The organism is Streptococcus sp. 29887 (assembly GCF_032595075.1).
Taxonomy (GTDB): domain Bacteria; phylum Bacillota; class Bacilli; order Lactobacillales; family Streptococcaceae; genus Streptococcus; species Streptococcus iners.
The window spans coordinates 209,070-231,737 of record NZ_CP118735.1 but is presented as its reverse complement, the minus strand read 5'-3'; the positions used below and the strand labels follow the sequence as shown (position 1 = coordinate 231,737).

Sequence of the window (22,668 nt, the reverse complement as noted above, 5' to 3'; positions counted from 1 at the left end):
CAAAGGAGTCTATCTCATGAAAAAAATCATTAACCAACCTGAATATGTCGTTGACGAAATGTTGAAAGGCCTTGTCTTTATGCACAATGACCTTGTCGATCGTTTAGAGGGGTTTGAGGTCATTGTCCGTAAGGCGGAAAAGACTGGCAAAGTTGGCATCATCTCAGGAGGTGGTTCTGGTCACGAACCTTCTCATGCAGGCTTTGTCGGCAAGGGCATGTTGTCCGCCGCTGTATGTGGCGCAGTATTTACCTCACCAACCCCAGACCAAATCTTGGAAGCCATCAAGGCAGCTGATGAAGGCGCTGGAGTCTTCATGGTCATCAAAAACTACTCTGGCGACATCATGAACTTTGAAATGGCACAAGAGTTGGCTGAAATGGAAGGAATCGAAGTGGCTAGTGTCGTTGTGGACGATGATATCGCTGTGGAAAACAGCCTCTATACCCAAGGCCGTCGTGGCGTAGCAGGTACCATCCTTGTCCACAAGATTCTCGGTCATGCTGCTGAAACTGGTAAATCGCTTGCTGAGATTAAAGAATTAGCTGACCGCCTCGTTCCACAAATCAAGACTATCGGTCTTGCGCTTTCAGGCGCTACTGTTCCTGAAGTGGGCAAACCAGGCTTCGTCCTTGAAGAAGATGAATTTGAGTATGGCGTTGGTATCCATGGCGAACCTGGCTATAAGAAAGAAAAGCTACAACCATCTGCAAAATTGGCTGAAGAATTGGTTGAGAAATTGGCTGAAGGCTTTGACATTCAAGATGGTGAACACTACGGTGTCCTTATCAATGGTCTTGGAGCAACTCCTCTCATGGAGCAATATGTTTTTGCCAACGACGTTGCGCAATTACTAGCTAAAAAAGGGGTTATTGTCGATTACAAGAAAATCGGTAACTATATGACATCCATTGATATGGCTGGACTGTCACTGACTTTGATTAAACTAGAAGATCCAAGCTGGATAGACGCTTTACAGGCTCCTGTTGAAGTTGTCGCTTGGTAGGAGAACGCTTATGGATGCAAAAACAGCATTGACATGGATGGAGAAATTCAACGAAAAAATTCAAACGAATAAGGATTATTTGAGTGAACTGGACTCTCCTATCGGAGATGGAGATCATGGCGGAAACATGGCTCGAGGGATGGCGGCTGTCATACAGGAGTTATCTGAAAAAGACTACGAGAGTGCTGACCAGGTTTTCAAAGTGGTTGCCATGCAACTCCTCAGCAAGGTGGGCGGTGCTTCTGGTCCTCTCTATGGCTCTGCTTTTATGGGGATAACTAAAGCCAGTCAGGCTGGCGCGGATTTAGCTGATACGCTACAAGCAGGTTTGGACATGATCCAAAAACGCGGCAAGGCCGAATTGGGTGAAAAAACCATGGTGGATGTTTGGGTCCCTGTCATTGCTGCCCTAAGAGAAAACCAGCTCTCAGTAGAGGTTATACATGAGGCTGTTCAGGCAACAAAAGATATCCTTGCAACCAAAGGGCGAGCTTCCTATGTTGGCGAACGCTCTATCGGTCACATTGATCCAGGTTCTTTCTCGTCTGGGCTTCTCTTTGAAGCCTTGTTGGAGGCAGGACTATGACAGTAGTTGGTATCCTACTAGTATCCCATTCCAAAAATCTGGCTCAAGGTATTATTGACCTAGTATCCGAAGTCGCAAAAGATATTCCGATTACCTACTGTGGAGGATTGGAGGATGGCAGTATCGGAACTAGCTTTGAAATTGTACAAGACAGGATTGAAACAAATCCAGCAAGTACAGTCCTTGCCTTCTTTGATCTTGGGAGTGCTAGGATGAACATTGAACTGGCTGCCGATTTTTCTGACAAGCAAGTCCTTATCCAAACTGTGCCAGTTGTAGAAGGATGCTACACAGCTGCGGCCCTCTTACAGGCTGGGGCAGATCTGGATACCATCCTTGACCAATTGCAGGAGCTTGAAATTAAAAAATAAATTTATTGTTAGCTAAAAACATGGTAACCACACAAAAACGCCCACAGTAGAATTCATTCTACCGTGGGTTTTTATTTGGCTAGAGCAAGATTAAATTCCTTCTCCGATTAACTCTGTCCAGATGGCATTTTCATAAATGAAACCCACACTGCTCTCTTGATCTACCTCATAGATTAATTTTACCTTTATCATTTCTCCAGGGTTTATTTTCTCCATGAGATTAACATCGTAGGTTCGCATATCCAAGTCATAGGGAAGGTAGGTTTCATCATCAATTAGTTGAAAATGGTACTCATCAAAATACACCACTTCATCTGTGGGATTTTTCACATCCATTTCCACAAGATAAGGATAGCCAAAATCACCGACTGGAGCAAGGCTGTCATCCTTACCCATCGAAGTCACCGTAATCTGCAAACCCGTAGAAAAATCTACACTATCACCCACTTGGTACTCTGTATAGCTTATGGTATCGTCGAAATATCCCTCTGTATCCCAATAGCTACTGGTATCTGATACACTGGGGCTCATCATCAAAATCAGACAGGTCACACCTAGAATAAAAGACAGGAGGAGACCAACTATACTGGTCCAAAATAATGGTTGCTTGAAGAATGGCTTTTTCTTATAATACATCTGCCCATTTTCAACGACAAAATCCTTCACTTCCATCTGAAACTCCTTATTTGGTTAGACTGGTGGTTGGCAAGTCAATGCCTGCTTGCCGTAGTGCTTCCTGATAAAAACCAAGGAACTGGTGATAAATACTACTTTGCTGCCCGTGGGCTACAAAGAGATTGACACGGTAAACAAACTGGCCGTTGGTCGTATTTTGTGGTCCAAGAACTGTCACTCCTGTAATCTGGTCAAAGTTGCTGACTTCTCTACGGTTGACTTCTTCAATAACCTGGCCAACTCGCTCCAAGTCGGTATTAAATTGGAGTGGGATATCCACCTGAGCCCGCATATCTCCACGGGATTGGTTGGACACGACAAGGATATTGCGATTGGGGATAAAATGCAGGGTTCCATCCGCATCCCTTACCTGGGTGGTCCGAATGCCCATGCTCACAATAGTGCCTGAAATTGTAATGGGCCCATTGGTCAGCTTGACCACATCCCCCACGTCAAACTGTCGCTCTATCAGGATAAAGAATCCATTGACTAGGTCTGACAAAAAACCTTGCGCCCCCAGGCCAACAGCTACCCCTGCAATCCCCGCACCTGCAAGCAGACTTGAAACAGGCAAACCAAGGATACTTAAAATACAGTAGATAAGGATAAAGTAGAGCAAATAATTCAGGATACTCTCCACTAGACGGCTGATGGTTTTCTGGCGACCAATGTCCTGAGTGGATACTTTCAGAGATGGCACTAAGACTTTTTTTACAGATGCCTTAGCAAGTTTTTTTATGATGTAAAAGGCAAGAAAGAGGAGCACCAACGAAAGGGTTTTATTGACAAAGGCTGTCAAGATGGCATCCACATTAAACTGAGAAACATATTTCTGGATAAATTCATTCATACCATCATTATAGCAGAAAAACCTATAAAAAACTAAAAGACAGCCAAATGACTGTCTTTTTAGCTCCTATCCATACCACCCATACTATATAGAACTAATTACCTACTTCTCCACATTTATTCCTCAGAAAATATCTTACTAAATTCTTGTTGTAACTCATCGGTTACTAATGTAAACGTTGGGATGTAGGTATTTGTTCCTGGGATTTGATAACCTGCATCACTTTGACGATTTAATAGTAAGACAGGCTTACCTCCATGAATAGTGAATACATACCGTGTCGGAATTGTTGAGTTGCCAACAGCATCGTATCTTGACAAGAAATAATAATCGTATGTAGTCCCCATTCCAAAATAGAATAAGGTTTTAATATCTGGTTCCCTATCTGAACTATCTGTAAAAACAGCTATTTGATACTCTCCAGGCGAGGATAATAACGGTTCCCTATCAAATTGGAAGGCAAGTCCTTCTTTTTTACCATAAGCTTGTATAGCTTCATCTATTTTTTTAGACTGTCTAGTTGACCAAGTGAGGTAAGAACCATCCGATTTAGTATCCATAACCATCCTTACATTCTCGATATAAAATTTACTAGACTGTCCGCTGCCTCCCTTGTATTGTTTGTTGTTCAACTTAACACGTACAATATAGCTTGGGGTCGTCGCTGCAGTTTCCCCAAGAGTGGTCATAGCCACTGGAACATCGACATAGGTTTCTTCTATTTCCCATCCCTCTTGCAAAACATTAAAACTATTTGAGTACCCAAAACCGCCATGGTTTAATACAAAGGTCTGGTCACCCTTATAGTACTTGAGCCCATATTCAGTTGTTCCAAAAATCGGACCAACTTGATCCTTATAAGAGGCATCAATTTCTTCCATATCGTATATATTTTTCCAAATTCGCAATATATCATCACTATTATAAGTACCTGCCTTATAGGAATTATAGGCATCCGTTAATTCGCTCAATGTGACATATTTATCAGTCGTATCATAATGAATTGCTGGCTCTGTCATGGCGCTCGGAACTGTACCAATATATTTCTCATTTCGAGCAAAAACTTCGCTATTATAGGCACGCCCCTTTAATACCAACTCTTCTATTTCCTGTTTATCTGCTGCTGTTAGGGCTGTTAGGTTAGTAAAGGACGGAGATGCCTTTTTCTCTGTATTGGACGTTTTTTTCTGATCTTTGACAGAAACTTTCTCTTCGGAGGTCGCTTCAAAGACCTTTCTATCACTGATATCACGAAAAATACTCAAGTCTAAAATAGCCGCAGAAAGTGAAGAGTCAATAAAAGTATAGGGGCCAATTGAAAGATACGGTGCATATTGTCCATACTGCCTCAAATACTCTTCTTGACCGTGATAAATTTCAGTACTGCTATCATATTTACCCACAATATAACGTGATTGAGAGGCAGACTGGTTAAATTCTCTGGTTAAGGTGTGCAGTTCAACTAGACCTTTATCAGCATTTTCTAGTGTATAAATAGTCACACCTGAAACATCTGCACCTCCGGAACCATATGTAACAATCTTTCCATCTTGGAAAACTTGCATATGATTACGATAACCACTAACTCCTTTTAAGAGAACAGCTCCCTTGTTATAAGTGTATACAGCTAGGTGGTTATTATCCCCATCACTGATAATCAACTCATCAATCCCATCTCTATTCAGATCAAATAAGGCATATTTAAACTGTCTAGCTCCAGGTGGGTATGTGATATCATCAAGTATAGGGATATAAGAATAATTGTTAGGAAGAGCATCCGATGATTGAGAGAAATGATAGAATTGCTCTACAACTTCATTATAGGCATTGTAGACTGTTTGCTTGATATTACTTGCATTGAAAATGGCTACATCTATATCGGACAACTGGTAAGTCTTCAAATCATCCACCAACTTCTGATACTTGTCTTCAAGATTTACCTTGTATTGTTTCTTGAAATCATAAAACTTGGTTTTACTAGTTTTCTTACCATCTTTTAAGATGCATTCTCCCGTTTTTAAGTTATAAACAACACTCATTTTTACCTTCTGATCTAAGCAAGGACAAACAATGGTTAGGTGAATAAACTCTCCTTCTTGTTGAATGTCCTCATAAAGAAAGGCTTCATAAGCATAGCCTGTTGCCAGAGCAATACGGTTGACTATTTCCTGCAAGTTTGGATTTTGAGAAATATTTTTATAGCGATTTAAAGCATAAAGGAAATTAGCCTTTGTGGTATCCGCAATTAACCAAGCTGGTTTCTTATCTCTTGTTAAAGCACCAGAGAGTTTCCCATCTTCTTCAAAGGCGATGAAATAATAGCATAGGGTGCGAATATAGTTCAGTGCTTCTTTTTCTTTAATGGACGGATTTGACAACAGCTGTTCAATGACAAAGGACTGGGAATAAATTAGTTTAACTTTATCTAGCCTCCCCTCCTTGATGTCGGTTAGCAACTCTCGATAAACAGCATCAATGATGGCATGATATGCTTTTTTATCACTATAGTCCATCTTCTCAAGTGCAAGAATCTCGTCAGGATTTAATACCCTATCCAATGTTGATAACACTTCCGCCCACTCAGTCGTTAGGATGCTTTGTTCGAGTTGCTTGACAGTCTTAGTAGATTTTGCAATATCCGTTTTCGAATAGGATTTTAACCAAGCGATGATTTCTGCTTTTAGTCCGTCGCTACATGTAACATGATAACTGGCACAAATCTCATCTAGACGCTTCTGCAACCACTCATCCGTGATGGCTTTCTTTTTTACTAGATTAGAGGTGATTGTCTTCTTTAATTCTGCAATCAGTTTGTTGGCTTCTTCATCTGATAGGGACGTTTCAACCTTGATTTTCTCTATTAAAGAGATCTCGTCCTGACTCATTTGAACAGTAGTCTTGTCAACTGCAATTCCAGCTTGTTCTAACAAGGCATAAACACCTGCCAAGGCCCCCTCACCAGTAACCGTTTCTACAGAAGCAATCCGAATCAGAATATCTGAGACACCTGATGTAATGGCAGCGTTTTGGTAGGTTGCTGCAGAAATCATCGTAATCTTATCCGGTGTCACAATTTCGACCCGAACCCCGGAACCTTTTTCTAAGGGCTTAATGAAGGCACTGGAGTATATCTTGGCATCAGAGTCAGCAGAACCTGTGTATTCTGCTACCATCTTTCCAGTTACAGAAATAACTTGCTTCTCGCTAATTTGACTGTCACCCAAAAGACGTTTGGTTTCAGTCTTTTGTTCCTCTGTAAGAGATCCCCCCAATGACATATGAGGTTTTGTTAAAACTTTCTTCTTACTGGTTTCAGCATGCACAAGCCTTACTTGACTTGATTGTATAGGAAATATCGGAGCAACACTGACAAACAAGACCGCAATAAAACACACTATCAATCTTTTTTTCAATTTCTACATCTCCTTAAAATAACAAGAAAATAATTACAGAAGGTCAGATTTTCAATAATATATCTCTCGAAAGGCTGTTGGCAACATCTCATTTTGAGTCAGACCGACAATATAGAATTCTGGATCTCCAGTGTCTTTAGAATAAAGAACAACAGGCTCTCCCGTTACGTTCACAACAAAAATATACCTATGCACCTTGGTATAATTGTCGTACCAATACTCGTATCCATCTAAAATTTTAAAATTCTCATCTAACTCTCTGCCTGACCAAACAACAGGCTTGGTGATAGCAATACGTTGGTAGTTAGGCTGGTTCATCTCATGACCAAATTGCACCATATATTGAGCTAGTTCATCTTGCTTTGAGGGCGGCCATTCTTCCTGAAAAATAGCTTGAAAAGATTGCGAACTTGATGAAACACTACCTTGGGATTTTTGTCCAATAAAGCGGATATCTGATATGGCTGTGTCTTCATACCTATTACCAAAATAAGTTTTTAAAATCGTCACCGTTATTGAGGAAGTATCGACTGACTGAGGAAGTGTAATCAATTATTCACCCATCTGGTCATTGACTTCAACTTCTTGATAGCTGTTATCTGAAAATGTCAGTCGAAGTCTTGCTGGTCTGGAATTTTTATAGTAGATATCATCGCTCAACTGGTAACCAGAGTAGATAGACATTTGGGAAATGTTATAAACCCCGTCTAGTGTCAATGTGATGGATTCCTGAATTCCCTGTCCACTAACATTTTCTACCCAAGCGGTCGTCCGATCTCCGTCTATAATATTTTTTGGCAAATGTTCTAAATGATGTTGTGGCTCAGAAAGGTAGGAAGTTGCTGAAATATTTGTAATGATTGCATTTGACAGGACACTATGTTGTGAAGTAGAACTTTCTTGGACCACATAGGGTTCATCCAATTTGCTAATCGTCACATCCTGCTCATAGATTCCTGTCGCATCCAGTCCCAATCGTTCTAGTTCATCCGGGTCCAACTCAATCCTTACTGTCACCACGTCTCCATTACTCAAATGATTCTCTTTTGATAGCGTCACGGTCGGATTCCACAATAATTGTTCAATCTCTTCATCGTAACCTTCATAGTAAGGAATAGAGGTAATTTCTACTTCGGCAGTACCATTCCCCGATTCTCCATCCGAATATAAAACCATGTCATAGGTGGAGATATCGATGGTCTTATGGACAGGAAGGATAGATGAATTTTGCGTAGTATTTTGCTTATTCGTCACTAAAATTGAAAGACCCGCTATACATAAAATGACTGCTACAATGACACCAATGATTTTAAATTTAGCAGAGCTTTTTTGAGTGTAAACACTCGAATAGGGAATACCTTCTCGATTTCTCAATTCCTCTGTCACACCATTAGATGATGAGGGAGCACTAACTCTCGTAGCTGTATCAGAAGGTGAAGCATAACTTGATACTCCCATAACCATTTCATCCAAGTCTTTTTGAATTTCTGGTGTAATAGGATTCGTAGTTTTGTACTCTTCTTGTGAAATCTCAGCAGCCTCAACCTCTTGAGTTTGTTGAGCTGAATTTCCTGTATGGGCATCGGCAAGATTTTCTACAACATAATTAGAAGATTGGTAGGTCGCCCAATTGTCGTGTTGCTCCTTTTCCCGATTAGAGAAAAGAAGATGATTTTTTTCATCTGTCAAAAAGCGACCGGATGGCTGGCAAGTGACATAAATATTAACAATGAAGACCACAATATTGATTACTGGTAACAATGACAGAATCAGTGAACTAGCCAGAAAAATAATAATACCTTGGTTGTTCAATCCAGCATCCCTGAGCCGACGGACAGTACTAGGTAAGCCAGGAATAATTGCTAAGAACGTACAGACCATACCAAGCATCGATAGTGTCATTCCAGCTGTAAAACTAGCACTACTGGCTTCTGGATTAGTCAGCATACTTGACACACTAGACATTACCAGGATTGAAGAAAAAATCTCTAGAACGATTCCTGGTAAACTGATGATTAGTCCACCAAAAAAGTATCCCTTTCTAGTAGTATAGCCACCATAACTAAAAGAACCACGTAGACAATCGCGACCTGCCTGCCAAAATCCAATATTCTGACCACGTTGGTCAATTTTATATTTCTGTTGCATAGAATCTCCTTTGTTTTACACTGCAAATCTATAACAAATTCCTAATTGTAACCTCTGGTTTCTTACCGTTATCACTTTACTTTCTAGAAAGAAACTATCTGGCAATCTTACACGGAGGATTGCCAGATGTGTTTTCTTTTCAAAGGTCTGGTTTAGACTATTTCATCCTTTCTTGATTTGATGAGGGCAGTTCCTGCCAAGAATAAAGATAGTCCAAGAATAGCTGGTGTAACGGAATCTGTCTGACCAGTCTTTGGCAAAGATTGATTTATCACAGAAACATTCTCTGTTAATGGTGACGGATCAGCCTGTTTCTGCTCTACGGTTGTCGCTATTCTTTCCTGTTTCCTTCCACGATAAATCTTGCGTGGAGTTGCTTCTTGATGAGAAAGAATAAACTCCTCTACCTTAACAATCTGACCGTCTAGGATGTACTCAGCAAGATCTACCACTAATAGACCTGCAAGCCCTTCTTCTACTCGAATTTCTCCAACTGGCAGAGTAGGATCTTCTAGATAGACAACCGTTTCTGACTTAATTGGTCTTTCTATTCTTGTCAACTTAACCGTCGGCAAGGTGACTGCAGTTGGAGCGACTGTTGGAAGTTGGGTAACAAGTGGAGTTTCTATGATTTTAGTACCACGGTAAACTTTACGTGGAGTAACTTCGGTGCGAGATACTTCAAATTCTTGAGTTTCAGTCACCTGACCATCTAAGATAAATTCAGCAACTTCGACAACTAGCACACCATCTTGACCTATCTCTTCTCGGCTTTCTCCAAATAGCAAATTGGCATCTTCCAGATAGATAACCTCTACTGACCTGATTGGTCTTTCTACTCTTGTCAACTGAACAGTCGGCAAAGCGACTGCAGTTGGAGCGACTGTTGGTAGCTCTTTAACCAATGGTTTAGCCCAAGCCGCCCATAATTTCTTGTTCCCAACTGTAGAGAATAGGGTGTTTGTTACTGGTAATCCTGTTCTAGTTTCATTATCAAACCAGCCCAAGAAATCATAGCCCTCTTTCTCTGCCGATGGTAAAGCAAGTTCCACTTCTGTCATGTAGCTAGTCGGCAAGATTGAAATAGCTTTTCCTCCATCTAGAATAAATTCCAAGGAATAAGTTTTTGGTTGGAGATTGAAATTCACCTCAGTCTGTGGTGGTGGAACTGGAAGCCAGTCAGATTCTGCTACCTCATAACCATCCTTTTCAATCTTCACCTTCCACAAACCTTCTGGCACATCCCAAGCATACTCTCCATGAATAGTGGTCAAAACAGGATTGAGCTGTGAATAATCACCTGCATTCCACAACACCTCCTTACCATCCTTATCCTTATAGTAAACTTTGGCCGTCGCATTCACGACAGGCTTGCCAGTCACACTGTTGAGGACTCGACCAGATGGGTCGATGACATAGTTCGGTGTCTCTGAGAGGGCGAGGACAAAATTTTTGACCTCAGGAAAAATCGGTCGATCAATATAAGGTTCTGCATCTTTGAAGCGATTTTTTGACGAGCGATAGCCACGGTCCAGATAATAGAAGAAGGTATATAAATTGTGAGCATAATGCGATAAGAAACCTGCCTCTGCATTGTTAGTGTATTTTAGTTTTAGGCGGTTATCTCCAAGAATTAAGTCTTCTGGATAAGGTCCTGGAGTTGCAACTCCATTTCCAAAATCATAATCATCTAAAACATAAAATCTAATTCTAGTTTTACCTTCCTGATTGACTTTTTGTGCTCTCTTATTTTTCTCATCTTGACTTTTAAAACCAGGACCATTAAAGTTAATGACTTTCTTCAGTCTTGATAAATCTCCCTCATTACCACCTATTAAAATTTCATCCAAAGCTTGATAGGCCTCATATCCACCGAGGGAGTGACCAACAATATAGATATTTTTTATATTTTTATGATTGTCGTTTATATCTGACAGGATGGCTTTTAGTTGCTTTCTTGCAGTCCTCTCAATAGTATTTTGACCTTTATTTATAAGAATATCATGTGCTAATTCTAACACCCCCTCATCTGTTCCGCGATAAGAAATAATGACGCTTTCACCTTTTTCATCAATAAAGTAAGACACGACAGATTCTAAATTTTTCATAATATCGTGATACTCTGTAGCATCAGCAACTTCACTGTATTTATTTCTCAATTGCTTTACAAACTTCCATTTTTTAAACAGCCGATTATCAGAAAAAGAAATTTCTAAATCATAAAATTGACTCCTTTCTCCTTTTTCATTATAGGCAATATCTTTCGGTTCAATGTGATTAGAAGGACTGCCTGAAAAGAATTGTTTCAATCTCCCTTCATCAAAATAGGTCAACCCAGCAAAGATTAGTAAATCCCTATCCGATACATCCCAGCTATCTGGATTCAAATCAATTAAGTCTGGGTATCCATTTTTCTTCAACCAACGATTCTTTTCCATATCATCGGCTGTCATCACTGTTTCAGTCAGCAAACCATCACCATCGTTATCCTTATTGTACTTTTCCACTTCTACGCCAAAACCACTTGGAATAAAATCATGATTGCTATCATCAAAGTAAGCAGATGCAGTATATACATCGTCTTTTTGACTTAATTGAATCCGTTTCTTCACCCCATTGCGAACTGTATTGACCCAAACTCCGCTGATGTCTTCGGAATTATAGAATTTTACCTGAAACTCAAATTTTGAATTTGGTCTGAATATAACGTTTTCATTGACCTTATTATCTAGCAAATCCAACTCCTGACCATTGTGTTTCATGAGGAATTGAATCAATACTGGTGCATCGTTACTGACAACAATCTTTTCCGAATCCGTTTTAATTTCGACACCTTCAACTTCCGCAATAGCACGAACTTTGAAACTCTTCAATCCATCTCCAAATCGATTTTTAAGATAATCCATATCAAAGGCTAGCACCGTCTGGAATTGACCTGTTGAGTCTGATATTACTGGTTTACTTGAGAAATTTTCAAACAACCAAACCTTACCTTCAAATTTATCAATCTTTTGCTCTCCAACCATCATATCTATAACTTCAAAGCGAACTACCGTATTTGGTTTTGTTATGCCGGTAATCCTCAACGTATTGCTTGGTATTGCCGTATCGGTCTTAATCATCAAGAATGGCATTTCTTCGTTAAGGTGACCTAAGACTTCTGATTTTTGGATGCCATATTCCTTGTAGAGTACCTGAGCAGCCAGTTGTAACTGGGTCAACTCATTCGCTTTTGTTGTGACAACAAATTGGATCCGGCTACTATCTGCACTATTTTTTATTCTGAGAACATCATTTTCAATGATGGCTTCCTGTTCTTTTCCATCTATCTTAATCTTTTTCTCAAAAGCAACTGCCCCTTTTGGAAGGGTAATGCGAATCTCCTTGTCAGCGATAGTTCTTCCAGCAGTATCTAAACTATAGTTCAAATCAAGGGCTAACTTTCCTGACTGTTTCAAGGTTTGAGATGCAACAGAGAAACGAGAACTTTTCACAATGCCATCATTATAGTGTTTATAGTCATCCCCTGAAATTTCATAAGGAATATTGCGTTCCTTCATATATTTTTCAGCATAGGAACCTGCCGCAACATAGAAGGTCGTATTCGGGTTAAAAATAAGGTTTTCACCAATAGAGTTCACACTTGCTGGAATGTAAACCTTCTCCAAGTTTGGCATGTTTACAAAGGCGTTTACATCAATGCTCTCAACCTTATCTGGCAGGACCAAGAGAGTCATTTTTTCATTGCCTTCAAAGAGGTAACCACCTAACTTTTTCAGTTCCTTAGGCAGCTTAACCGTCTCCAATTCTGGACTAAAACGGAAGGCTCCTTCGCCAATCTCACTAACTCCATTCGGAATATCAATAAATTTGATAGAAGTTGATTCAAAGGTACGACTATCAATCTTGGTCAAGGTAGATGGCAGAATCACATTTGTCAAGCCTGGACGTTTTATTCTGTCTACTAAACTGACACCAAAAGGATCTGCTCCAATATCAAATTGTTTATTGTCTCTCAAGGCATACTTGCCAATTTCTGTGATACCTTCTGGAACAATAAAGGTCGCAATGCCTGTGGACTCTAACATACCGTCTGGAATACGAACACCTTCAACATTGTTTCTTAGATGTGTTAGATTTCTACTTCCAGCAAAGGCCTGGTCTGCCACTACCAGATTCTTAGGAATATTGACACTCGTCAGGGTATCGATACCTCCAAATGCATGATTGCCTATGGTTTCTAAGCTATCCGGTAATTCCAAACGAGTCATACTCACTGCATCGAATGGAGCATTTTGTTGTTCTTTTTCTGCATTACTATTTTCATTCGCTGGAGGCTTAGGAGCAGATTCTTTGGATTCATCCTTCATGATGCTGGTTCCATAGAAAGCAGACTCGCCTATCTCCTTCAGCCCCTCAGGCAAATCAACCCGAATGACTTGCTTGGCTTCGGCAAAAAGACGGGCTGGAATCTTAGTCACTCCATCCTTAAACTCCACGTATAGACTCTTGGTATCGGATGAATAGTTGCTATGTTTAAAAGGGGAACCATTGGAGTAATATGAACCATATCTAGCATGTTCCAAATCACTATTAATGTAGAGGAAGGTCAGGTTTTTATTATCAGAAAAAGCAGAATAACCCAATTCTTTTAAAGATTTAGGAAGTTCCAATTTTTCAAATCGATTTCCACTGAAAGCTCCATCACCTATCGTTTCCAAACCAGTTGAGAAATCGATTTTAGAAATCTTAGCATTAGCAAAGGCAGCTCTTTCAATACGGGTAACGGAGCTTGGTAGGTTTAGGGAGAGCAAGCCGGTATTTTGAAATGCCTCCTCGGGTATAGTGGTCAAGGTCTCAGGTAACCTTACACTCTGTAGAGAAGTACTATCTGCAAAAACCCTATAACTCAAATAAGGCAAGCTATTCGGGAGAGTAACCTGGGTCAAGCCTGAAGATTCGAAAGCTTTGCTTCCTAGCTCTTCTAGTTTCTCTCCCAAATCAATCTCTTTTAAGTTGTGAGTAGAACGAAAGGCTCCTGAACCAATGACTTTAAGCTCTTTGGGCAGGATAACTTTCTTAACACCTGTATTGGCAAAAAATTCGCTCGGAATCGCCGTCCGCCCCTCCTCAAAGGTTACTTTTTCCAAAATGCTAGAACCACTAAAAGTAGCATCCCCTCCTACAAAGTCTTTAGCTACGTGGGCTTGTTTTAAGGTTGATATGCTACTGAAAACTCCACTCCCTAACTCCTTGATGGTATTAGGAATCGTAACCTCTTCTAATGATGTTCTGCTAAAAGCAGAATCCCCTATTTTTTCAAGGCTAGCTGGGAAAGAAATGCTAGTCAGAGGCGTACCTGAAAAGGCAGAATCTCCTATCTCTTTGAGTTTTTCTGGCAAACTAACTTGACTTAACTTGGTACCTGAAAAGGCGGCTCCATCAATTCGCTCCACACCGGTCGGGATATCAATGCTGGATAGACGGGTATCTGAGAACATACTTGCTGGAATATATTTCATAGAAGCTGATAACTTCGCCTGTTTCAGTTTGTAAGAATTTTCAAAGGCTGAATAACCAATTGCAGTCACACTATCAGGAATGTGGATGGTTTCCAGATTGGTACGATAAAAAGCTGAATCACCAATCTCGGTCACACTATCAGGAAGAGTGATTCTCTCAAGAGGGGATTCACTGAAGGCTGACGCACCAATATTTTTCAAACCATTTTGTAGGCTAATGTCTTTCAAAGCAGAGTAGGCAAAAGCCGAACTTCCAATTTCCTCAACGGTAGCTGGCAAATCCATATTCTCTATATGCGAACCTCTAAAGAGATTAGCTACAATCTGACGGATTCCTGTTTCAAAAGTAACCTTTTGAAGATTATGGGCACCCGTGAATGAGCCACCATGCTGCCAAGAATATACAGCTTCCTTAAGTGATTTAGGGATGTGTATAGAACGAAGACTATCTGTCGCAAAAGCTTGCGAACCAAGATACTCTAACTGATTAGGAAGGGTGACATCTGTCAAACCTGTGCCAGCAAAGGCATAGCCGTCGATACGCTTTAGCCCATTTGAGAAGATAATATCCTTCAAGGTGCCAACCCCAAAAAAAGCAGAGTCATGAATCGCTGTAATAGCACTAGGAAGGGTCACTCTTTCTAGGGAAGTACCTGAAAATGTTCCAGCATTAATTTCTGTTAAGCCCTCAGAAAGAGTAAGATCGGTTAGTGTACTTATCCATGAAAAAGCTGAACTTCCTAGACTGGTGACGCTATTTGGAAGAAGGACCGATTTCAGATTGGTATTGGAAAAGGCATAATCACCAATCTCTACCAGACCATCCTTAAAGGTGATGCTTTCTATACCTGTATTCTGGAAAGCTCCGTAGCCAATTTTTTTCAGACTAGATGGGAGAACGACGGATTTCAAGGAATAATTATTCGCAAAAGCTCGTTCCCCAATTTCCTCCACCCCTTCTGGAATAACAAACTCTTCTATCATTGTCCCTTGTAACAGACCATCGGGAATCTTTTTCATCCCAGGAGGAAGATCAAGTTGCTTGAGTCCAGTATAAGAAAAGGTATTGGCTCCCATCGTTCGAAGAGTAGATGGTCGAGTGATAGCAGTCAAATTTCCATTATCAGAAAAGGCATTCGCTCCAATTTCTGTAATACCTTCTGGTATCGTGAACTCTGAAAAACCAGTCCCGCGGAAGAGACCGTCTATAATCTTAGTCATTCCAGGAGCAAGGCTGATATTAACCAAATTTTTTGAGTCAATGAAGGCTCCATCCCCCTCAACAAGACTAATCGGAATGGTTACGGACTTCAAATTAGAACTCCTAGCAAAACTATGAGTTCCTAGTTTTTGTAATCCAGCAGGTAGGGTCAGACTTTCTATCCCAACACCTGAAAAAGCTGTGGGTTTAATTTCAAGCAGACTAGATGGAAGAGATAGTGAAGTAATTCCAGATTGCCCCTCAAACATCATATCAGCAATCACCGTCACACCATCCTTAATCGTAACATCCGTCAAAGGACTCTCCCAAAACGGAGAAGGCCAATAGTTCCAATGTTGAGCTGTTGTTATATCCGAATTCACCTCTACCTTTTTTAAGCTATCGATATGAGAAAAGGCTCCCCAACCAAGATACTTAAGAGAGGCTGGTAGCTTGACCTCTGACAATCTTGTCGAGTAAAAGGCATGGTAGTCTATTGATTCAAGGTTTGCTGGTAAGTTGATAGAAGTCAGACCAGAATCATAAAAAGCACTATAACCAATTTGTTTTACACTGGCTGGTAGGTCAATTGATGCAAGGCTACCAGTTCCACTAAAAGCATAGTCAGCTATGTATTCTAAAGTATCCGGCAAGTCAACCTGAGCCAAAGAACCATTACCTGAAAAGGCTCCTGAATGAATTGCCTTCACTCCATCCTTGAGATTGATTTTCTTCAGGTACTTATTCTCAGAAAAAGCATAACTATCGATTATTTCTACACTGCTTGGAAGGTGGATTTCCTCCACGCTAGTCCCAGCAAGGATAGAAGCTGGAATGACTGTAATGCCGTCCTCAAAGGTTACTTTTTTAAGATTTTCACTACCTGCAAATATATTGGGAGCATAGGTAAGATTCTTTGGTATCACCACTTCTTTCAGAGTTGGAATACCTGCAAAGGCCCTATCTCCAATAGAGGTCAAAGAAGCTGGTAGAACTAACTTTTCCAGACCTGTATTTTCAAATGCACCGTAGCCAATAGTTTTTAGAGTTGTTGGTAAAACAATCTCTTTCAGGTCCTTATTCCCTCGAAAAGCCTCATGGTCAATCATGGTCATCCCTTCCGGAATCTCTATTCTAGAAAAACCTGAACGATTTAACTCTGCAAAATACGCTAAGCGTTTGTTGCGGTTTTCTTCTTCTACCTTAGAACCTTCTTCTGCACTTCTATCTTCATAGCCATTTTCATCATTCAAGTCCAAAGAATCTAGTTTTGGTTCACGATTCGAATCTTCGTTAGCAACTAGTGACTCTTCATCTTTGAACTCTCCCCCCACCAACTCATCTCTCTCATCCCTAGAAACTTCCGAAGCTGACCGTGGAAGAACTTTTCCACCTTCTACTACCGGCTGAACAATCTCTGATGAGCTAGTAGCTGCTGGCACAGCTGGGGAAAGTGCTGAATCATCTCCATCCTTCTCTGTTGATACAGGCTGAGGTACAGGATCTGGAGCGACCGATGAAGAACTGGTAGAAGGAAGCGTTTCTGCTGGAACAGGTGTTACATTCTCTGAACCAACACCTACTTCCTCTGCTGGATTATCCTGAGAAGGTAGGGCAGTAGTAGCTGGAACAGCTTGTGATGCAATTGAATCTTCTACCTGATGTTCATCCGAAATAACAACACTATCCCCCTCACTCGCTGGGACAATCTCTGTAGAGGCAACAGGGGGCTTTTCCTCAGCTCCTACTACCAGTGAAGATTCCGCACCGCCAGAAATTTCCTCCGCTTGAACCACATCCCCACCTATAAAGAAGGAACCTAATAAAACAGAGGCAACACCCAAACTCAGCTTACGAATAGAAAAAATTTCCTGTTGTCGAAACAAACTCTTTGAATACCGATTACTTTTCTTTTTAATCATATACAAACCTTTCTAGAACCATTAGAACATGTAAACTTCCTATTAACCGATAACTACTAGAACACTAATAAGCATATTTCATCCTATTTTCTCTCCCCTCTTCTTCATATATTAATCACTCCCATCATATCAAAATGACCCGTTTTTTTCCTTTCCATTTTGTAGAAAATAGTTATGCTCTATTTCGGAAACTTTCCTTATCAAAAAAGAAAGTTTCCAAGCACATAATTAGCTGATTTCCTTATATTTTTTTGATAAAATGAAAATATAATACGCTTTCAAAGAGGAAGAATGAACCATGATTTTTTTATCCTTTAGCGAAATTTTACAGGTTATCCTAGCCGTCAATAAGAGAAAGAAGAAAAATGTCGGCTGGGTTAAGCAAGAAGCTATTGTCAACAGTATCTTTCAATTTCTAGAAATACCTGGTAAGGAAGATGAGGAATTTTATGTCAGTATTTCGGATTGTTCCAAATATTTTAACGGAAGAAAAAATATCCCGCATAAATTAAAGAACTATCTAGCACAGCAAGATTTTTCTCAAGTCGTAGAAAAGTTTGAGCAACGATTGTTGCAATATCCAGAAACATCGACTGTTGGTGTTGCTAAAAAGTTACACGAAATGGCTAGTGAGCAAACAGATGTTTTAAACTCTGAAAAACAAACATTTTTGGAACAGGAAAAAAGATTGAACTCTTTTTATTCCCAAGAAAAATACACCCACTATATCGCAACAACCATTCTCTTTTCTCTTATCCATATCTCCAATATTCCTAGCTGCCAACAAGAAAAAAGCTCCCTCGTGGACAGTCTCCACTTCAACCAAGACTTAGAGGAAGCCATCCAGCAAGGACGCTACTACCTATCTTACGAACGGGACATTGTTATCCATCCCGATATGAAGAAAAAAGAATTTAAGGTTCTGGTCAAGAGGCTATTTACCTCCCACTACCCCAATCCTGTCCACCCTCATAAAGATAAGTTTCTCCTAAACACCTTCTACTCCACTCCCACCCTACGTAGCAACAATCACTTTATCAGCCTAAAGATTAACCAGATTGACTATTCCGACAGGGTGCAGGTTTTGGATGAAGACTTGGATACTGAAAAACATCGCTTCCCCTATAAACGTAGCTTGTTAGTGGAGAATCTTCCAACTTCTGACCTCTACCAGATCGACTTGCAGACCAAGTACTTTGCCAGCTTTCCTATCCGTTTCGGCAGTTTTCGCCTGCATTCTCCGGCCAAACGTTTCAAGGTCACCGTCCGTATCCGTACCAATGAAAAGCGCAAACTCTGCTTGACTTTGAAAAACTTCGGTAGTTTCAACAAACAGATTTCCAACATCGACCGCATCGAACCCAATGCCACCATGGCCTACTTTGAAAATATCGACTGGACCTTCCCGTCTTCAGGCTATGCCTACATTGTCAAACCTTGGAACGAATTTTGGCAGGATTTCCTACCACAAAGCCAGCAAAAAAGTGCAGAGGATTAACCTTTGCACTTATTTATTTTATTTATTTGATAAGAGGTAAGTCTAATTTGCTAACAGTTATCACTTGACAAAGTCAGATTGCACCCCTCATTTCCTTATGTTTTTTTAGAAAGCTATCATCCTTGATTTTTCTTTTGTTTCTTAAGGAAGTATGCTGCTGTTGGTAACAATGCTAGACCTGCGATGGCTAACCATGAGCCCACTTGGCCTGTCTTCGGCAAGTTCTTCTTATCTGCTTTTTTAACTGCGGTCTTATCAGCAGCCGTTGTTTCTGCAGTAGATTTTCCTTGAGCAGTTGTTCCTTTGATGGATTGTTTTGAACCAGTTGTACCTGTGGTTGATTGGCTTGAAGTAGCTGTTCCTCTGGTATCTACATCGGAAGAAGCTGTTCCTGACGGCGTCTGACCAGGCTGGCTTTCATTATGACTAGTACTTGTCGGATTGCTCGGCTTACTTTCAATGTTCGCAAGGCTGGTTGAAGCAAAGATATCCTCCTTGACCATGGTTTTCAGACGAAGTGACACTTCTTCCATGCTCGGTTTTAGGACGGTAATAACCCGACCTTCTTTGAATAATACATTCATCTTTTCTTCATACTTTTCCTGAGTCGATCCCAAGCGCTCCAATCTATCAGGAATAGAATAAACCGTTACAGTTCCATCACCATTATCCGAATAGGTAATAACCTTGGTATAAGTACTGATTCCTTCAAGACCTGTCATAATGTAGTAAGTCTTTCTAGGCAAGAGAACATTTGGTGTTAAATCCGTTGCCTGACTGCCAGCCTCTTTTGAATGGAAGATCGTTTTCACACCACTCGCAAAAAGTGGTTTCATTGCCTCTCCACCTGTCTTATGGATAGTATAAGCCACCTGAGCTGCAAAAACCTGCTCCTCACTATGACCTGGGAAATCTGTAGCTGTAAAGAGAGCCTTTGACCCCACGTCAGATATCGGTGTTTCTGCGGTACTTGTATTTTCAGCCTTGCTTGATTGACCACCCTCATTTCCTGCAGGCGTCACTTCTGATGGGAATAGGCTATCTAGATTCTTAACAACAAAATTCCCCAACCTTTTTTCATCAATAAGCCTACGTACAGTAGCCAAATCAGTTCCCTCAGGTACATAATAACAGATGCTGACGCTTGTTCCCACCGCCCCTTCGCCATACAAGGCTACGTGAATATATCCAGGAATATGAGGTGCCCCATTCCAATCCTTTGGATTAAGCTCAGTCGGTTTAATATGTGAGCCATCAACCAGGTTGAGGAAAGAAGCATGATGCTCATGCTGCACATTAGACATAAGTGATTCAAACGTAATTCTGAGATTATCATAGCCTAACAGCTCTTCGGTTATTACGATACTAGTTGTTTCTGAATTCCACGTTTTTGTCGGAGCACCTTCCCAATCAACCATTTCAAATGACTGGGTAGTAGCAGTAATATTATACTTGGCCTTTAAATCATCTATGGAAATAACATCTCCTACCTTGACCGTCATAGTAAAAGGATCAATGGCAACACCTTGACCATAATAACCACCAGCAATCGTAATTTCCTTACTCGCAACTGTTTCAGTTGCATACACAGTCGGTACATCTACAATATGGTTTAGAGCGACTGGTGCCAACAATAATCCTGCTGATAAAAGTAAAACGTACTTGCTTGTCTTTTTCATATTATACCTCTTTAATTTATTATTTTTATACCAATAGTATCAAACTCTAGCTATAATTTCCTTTCCTTTTCTATAGAAAATATTTCCAAAATAAATAACAACTTTCCATTCTAAAAAGAAAGTTACTACAAAACAAAAAAGTGCAGAGGAATAAAATCCTTTGCACTTATTTTTTTATTTCTTCTTGGCAAAATACTGGCGTGTCTCCTTGATAATGACTGGTGAGAGAGCCAGCAAGGCAATCAAGTTTGGTAGAGCCATAAGCCCATTCACAATATCTGCGATGGTCCAAATCAAGTCCAGCTTGAGGAAGCCACCAAGAGCAACCATGGTTACAAAGACCAAACGATAAGGCAAGATAGACTTGGTCCCAAATAGAAACTCGATACAACGCTCACCATAGTAAGACCAACCAAGAATGGTCGTATAGGCAAAGAGAACCAGACTGATGGTCAAGGCCAAGGCCCCTGGCTGTCCAAAGACAGAAGCAAATGCTGCCTGGGTCAGCGGAGCACCTGCCAAGCCTTCGATAGACCACTGACCAGTCACCAAAATCGTCAAACCTGTCAAGGTACAGATGATAAGCGTATCAATAAAGGTGCCTGTCATGGAAATCAAGCCCTGCTCTACTGGATTATCAGACTTGGCTGCGGCAGCCGCAATCGGAGCTGAGCCCAGACCAGATTCATTGGAGAACACCCCACGCGCAATCCCACGCTGAATGGCCTGTTGCACGGTCGCACCTGTAAAACCACCCACAGCTGCAGCTGGAGTAAAGGCAGATTTGAAAACTAAGGCAAGGGTTGGCAAGAGTTGTTCCCAATGCAGGGCCAAAACAGCCACACTTGCTAAGATATACAAAATCGCCATGAAAGGAACAATTTTTGTCGAAATATCCGAAATCTTCTCAATTCCCCCAAAGATAAAGAAGGCGATGGAAATGGCTGTCACAATGCTGACCAACTGGGGAGCCAGACCAAAGCTAGCAGACATGGATGAGGCAATCGAATTAACCTGAGAGAAGGTCCCCATTCCCAAGAGAGCCACTAAAACACCTGAAATAGCAAAGAAAATTGCCAAAGGCTTCCACTTTTTCCCCATCCCCAAGGTGATATAGTGCATAGGTCCACCTGCCGCTTGACCGTTGGCATCCTTGGTTCGGTATTTAATCGCTAAAAATCCTTCCGCATACTTGGTTGCCATCCCGAAAAAGGCCGCCACCCACATCCAGAAAAGGGCACCTGGTCCACCTGTCGTAATGGCAGTCGCCACCCCAACGATATTTCCCGTACCAACCGTTGCCGCAAGGGCCGTACACAGAGCCGCAAAGCTGGACACATCTCCCTGACCAGACTGGTCACTGGAGAAAATCAAACGAAAGGCCGTCGGCAACTTGCTGATTTGAAACACTCCCAAACGAAGGGTGAAATAGACACCCGTTCCGACCAATAGTAACAAAAGGGGCGGACCCCAAACAAAATTATTGATATTTTGCATCAATTCTAACATAGCTTCCTCCTAAGCATCATTCTTAATCCGATAAAGCTGCCGGAAAAAACAAAAGAGGCTGAATTTATCAACCTCCAGAATCAACGCGAAAAACAAAGGAAAATCCCCTATCTTCAATGCGCTCTGTCCTTTTACCTGAGAGTTTCAGCAGTTCTACTTTTCCAAGTAGAACCACCTTGCCCCTTCGGTGCCTGATGGTCTCTCCAGAGTTCCGTCCTTTGGACAGTCAGTTGCCTTTCTGCCCACTATCAACCGGTTATTCAGTTTTATCTTGCTCTATTCTAGACT

General features: G+C 40.9%; 12 protein-coding genes and 1 riboswitch. Of the genes, 4 read left to right on the top strand and 8 right to left on the bottom strand.

Annotation, left to right across the window (positions count from 1 at the left end; all coding sequences use genetic code 11):
- The first annotated feature begins 16 nt into the window (after nucleotides 1-16).
- From dhaK to dhaM, 3 genes are read left to right on the top strand one after another with little or no spacing between them, the layout of a single operon-like run.
- Complete coding sequence (gene dhaK, locus PW252_RS01215) at nucleotides 17-1,006, top strand: dihydroxyacetone kinase subunit DhaK (protein ID WP_248049686.1); 990 nt, start codon at nucleotides 17-19, stop codon at nucleotides 1,004-1,006.
- 10 nt (nucleotides 1,007-1,016) lie between these two features.
- On the top strand, nucleotides 1,017-1,592 hold the full coding sequence (gene dhaL / locus PW252_RS01210; RefSeq protein ID WP_248049685.1) for a dihydroxyacetone kinase subunit DhaL: 576 nt from the start codon (nucleotides 1,017-1,019) through the stop codon (nucleotides 1,590-1,592).
- A complete protein-coding gene (gene dhaM / locus PW252_RS01205) occupies nucleotides 1,589-1,963 on the top strand; it encodes a dihydroxyacetone kinase phosphoryl donor subunit DhaM (RefSeq protein WP_248049684.1) in 375 nt (124 codons plus the stop codon). The genes dhaL and dhaM overlap by 4 nt, the downstream gene beginning before the upstream one ends.
- 90 nt (nucleotides 1,964-2,053) lie before the next feature.
- Here dhaM and PW252_RS01200 read toward each other — a convergent pair whose 3' ends face one another.
- The 6 genes from PW252_RS01200 to PW252_RS01175 all read right to left on the bottom strand — a co-directional run bounded on the left by PW252_RS01200 (nucleotide 2,054) and on the right by PW252_RS01175 (nucleotide 17,694).
- Nucleotides 2,054-2,635 carry a DUF4352 domain-containing protein gene (locus PW252_RS01200; RefSeq protein ID WP_248049683.1) on the bottom strand — a complete coding sequence of 194 codons (582 nt, stop codon included), beginning with the start codon at nucleotides 2,633-2,635 and terminating at the stop codon, nucleotides 2,054-2,056.
- Nucleotides 2,636-2,645: 10 nt separating this feature from the next.
- A complete protein-coding gene (locus PW252_RS01195) occupies nucleotides 2,646-3,488 on the bottom strand; it encodes a mechanosensitive ion channel family protein (protein ID WP_248049682.1) in 843 nt (280 codons plus the stop codon).
- Nucleotides 3,489-3,604: 116 nt separating this feature from the next.
- Nucleotides 3,605-6,901 carry a DUF1002 domain-containing protein gene (locus tag PW252_RS01190; RefSeq protein WP_248049681.1) on the bottom strand — a complete coding sequence of 1,099 codons (3,297 nt, stop codon included), beginning with the start codon at nucleotides 6,899-6,901 and terminating at the stop codon, nucleotides 3,605-3,607.
- A 51-nt stretch (nucleotides 6,902-6,952) separates the two neighbouring features.
- A complete protein-coding gene (locus PW252_RS01185) occupies nucleotides 6,953-7,453 on the bottom strand; it encodes a hypothetical protein (RefSeq protein WP_316716833.1) in 501 nt (166 codons plus the stop codon).
- Nucleotides 7,454-9,049: a DUF805 domain-containing protein gene (locus PW252_RS01180; protein WP_248049679.1), complete on the bottom strand. Its 1,596-nt coding sequence runs from the start codon at nucleotides 9,047-9,049 to the stop codon at nucleotides 7,454-7,456.
- A gap of 152 nt (nucleotides 9,050-9,201) precedes the next feature.
- Nucleotides 9,202-17,694, bottom strand: a complete 8,493-nt coding sequence (locus PW252_RS01175; RefSeq protein WP_316716832.1) for a leucine-rich repeat protein — start codon at nucleotides 17,692-17,694, stop codon at nucleotides 9,202-9,204.
- Between the two features lie 298 nt (nucleotides 17,695-17,992).
- Here PW252_RS01175 and PW252_RS01170 point away from each other — a divergent pair, with 298 nt between their 5' ends.
- Nucleotides 17,993-19,192 (top strand): hypothetical protein, encoded by a 1,200-nt coding sequence (locus tag PW252_RS01170; RefSeq protein ID WP_248049676.1) that lies wholly within the window; start codon nucleotides 17,993-17,995, stop codon nucleotides 19,190-19,192.
- Between the two features lie 116 nt (nucleotides 19,193-19,308).
- Here the strand turns inward: PW252_RS01170 and PW252_RS01165 are convergent, their stop codons facing one another.
- Both PW252_RS01165 and PW252_RS01160 read right to left on the bottom strand, forming a co-directional pair.
- On the bottom strand, nucleotides 19,309-20,871 hold the full coding sequence (locus PW252_RS01165; protein WP_248049675.1) for an LPXTG cell wall anchor domain-containing protein: 1,563 nt from the start codon (nucleotides 20,869-20,871) through the stop codon (nucleotides 19,309-19,311).
- 174 nt (nucleotides 20,872-21,045) lie between these two features.
- A complete protein-coding gene (locus PW252_RS01160) occupies nucleotides 21,046-22,380 on the bottom strand; it encodes an alanine/glycine:cation symporter family protein (protein ID WP_248049674.1) in 1,335 nt (444 codons plus the stop codon).
- 113 nt (nucleotides 22,381-22,493) lie between these two features.
- A riboswitch (glycine riboswitch) is annotated at nucleotides 22,494-22,597 on the bottom strand.
- Nucleotides 22,598-22,668: the final 71 nt, after the last annotated feature.

What these genes read in the sequence shown, in the direction of transcription:
- PW252_RS01195 (WP_248049682.1), bottom strand. Translation starts at nt 3,488, where the DNA reads ATGAATGAATTTATCCAGAAATATGTTTCTCAGTTTAATGTGGATGCC.
- PW252_RS01160 (WP_248049674.1), bottom strand. Translation starts at nt 22,380, where the DNA reads ATGTTAGAATTGATGCAAAATATCAATAATTTTGTTTGGGGTCCGCCC.
- PW252_RS01170 (WP_248049676.1), top strand. Translation starts at nt 17,993, where the DNA reads ATGATTTTTTTATCCTTTAGCGAAATTTTACAGGTTATCCTAGCCGTC.
- PW252_RS01165 (WP_248049675.1), bottom strand. Translation starts at nt 20,871, where the DNA reads ATGAAAAAGACAAGCAAGTACGTTTTACTTTTATCAGCAGGATTATTG.
- PW252_RS01175 (WP_316716832.1), bottom strand. Translation starts at nt 17,694, where the DNA reads ATGATTAAAAAGAAAAGTAATCGGTATTCAAAGAGTTTGTTTCGACAA.
- dhaM (WP_248049684.1), top strand. Translation starts at nt 1,589, where the DNA reads ATGACAGTAGTTGGTATCCTACTAGTATCCCATTCCAAAAATCTGGCT.
- PW252_RS01180 (WP_248049679.1), bottom strand. Translation starts at nt 9,049, where the DNA reads ATGCAACAGAAATATAAAATTGACCAACGTGGTCAGAATATTGGATTT.
- PW252_RS01200 (WP_248049683.1), bottom strand. Translation starts at nt 2,635, where the DNA reads ATGGAAGTGAAGGATTTTGTCGTTGAAAATGGGCAGATGTATTATAAG.
- dhaK (WP_248049686.1), top strand. Translation starts at nt 17, where the DNA reads ATGAAAAAAATCATTAACCAACCTGAATATGTCGTTGACGAAATGTTG.
- dhaL (WP_248049685.1), top strand. Translation starts at nt 1,017, where the DNA reads ATGGATGCAAAAACAGCATTGACATGGATGGAGAAATTCAACGAAAAA.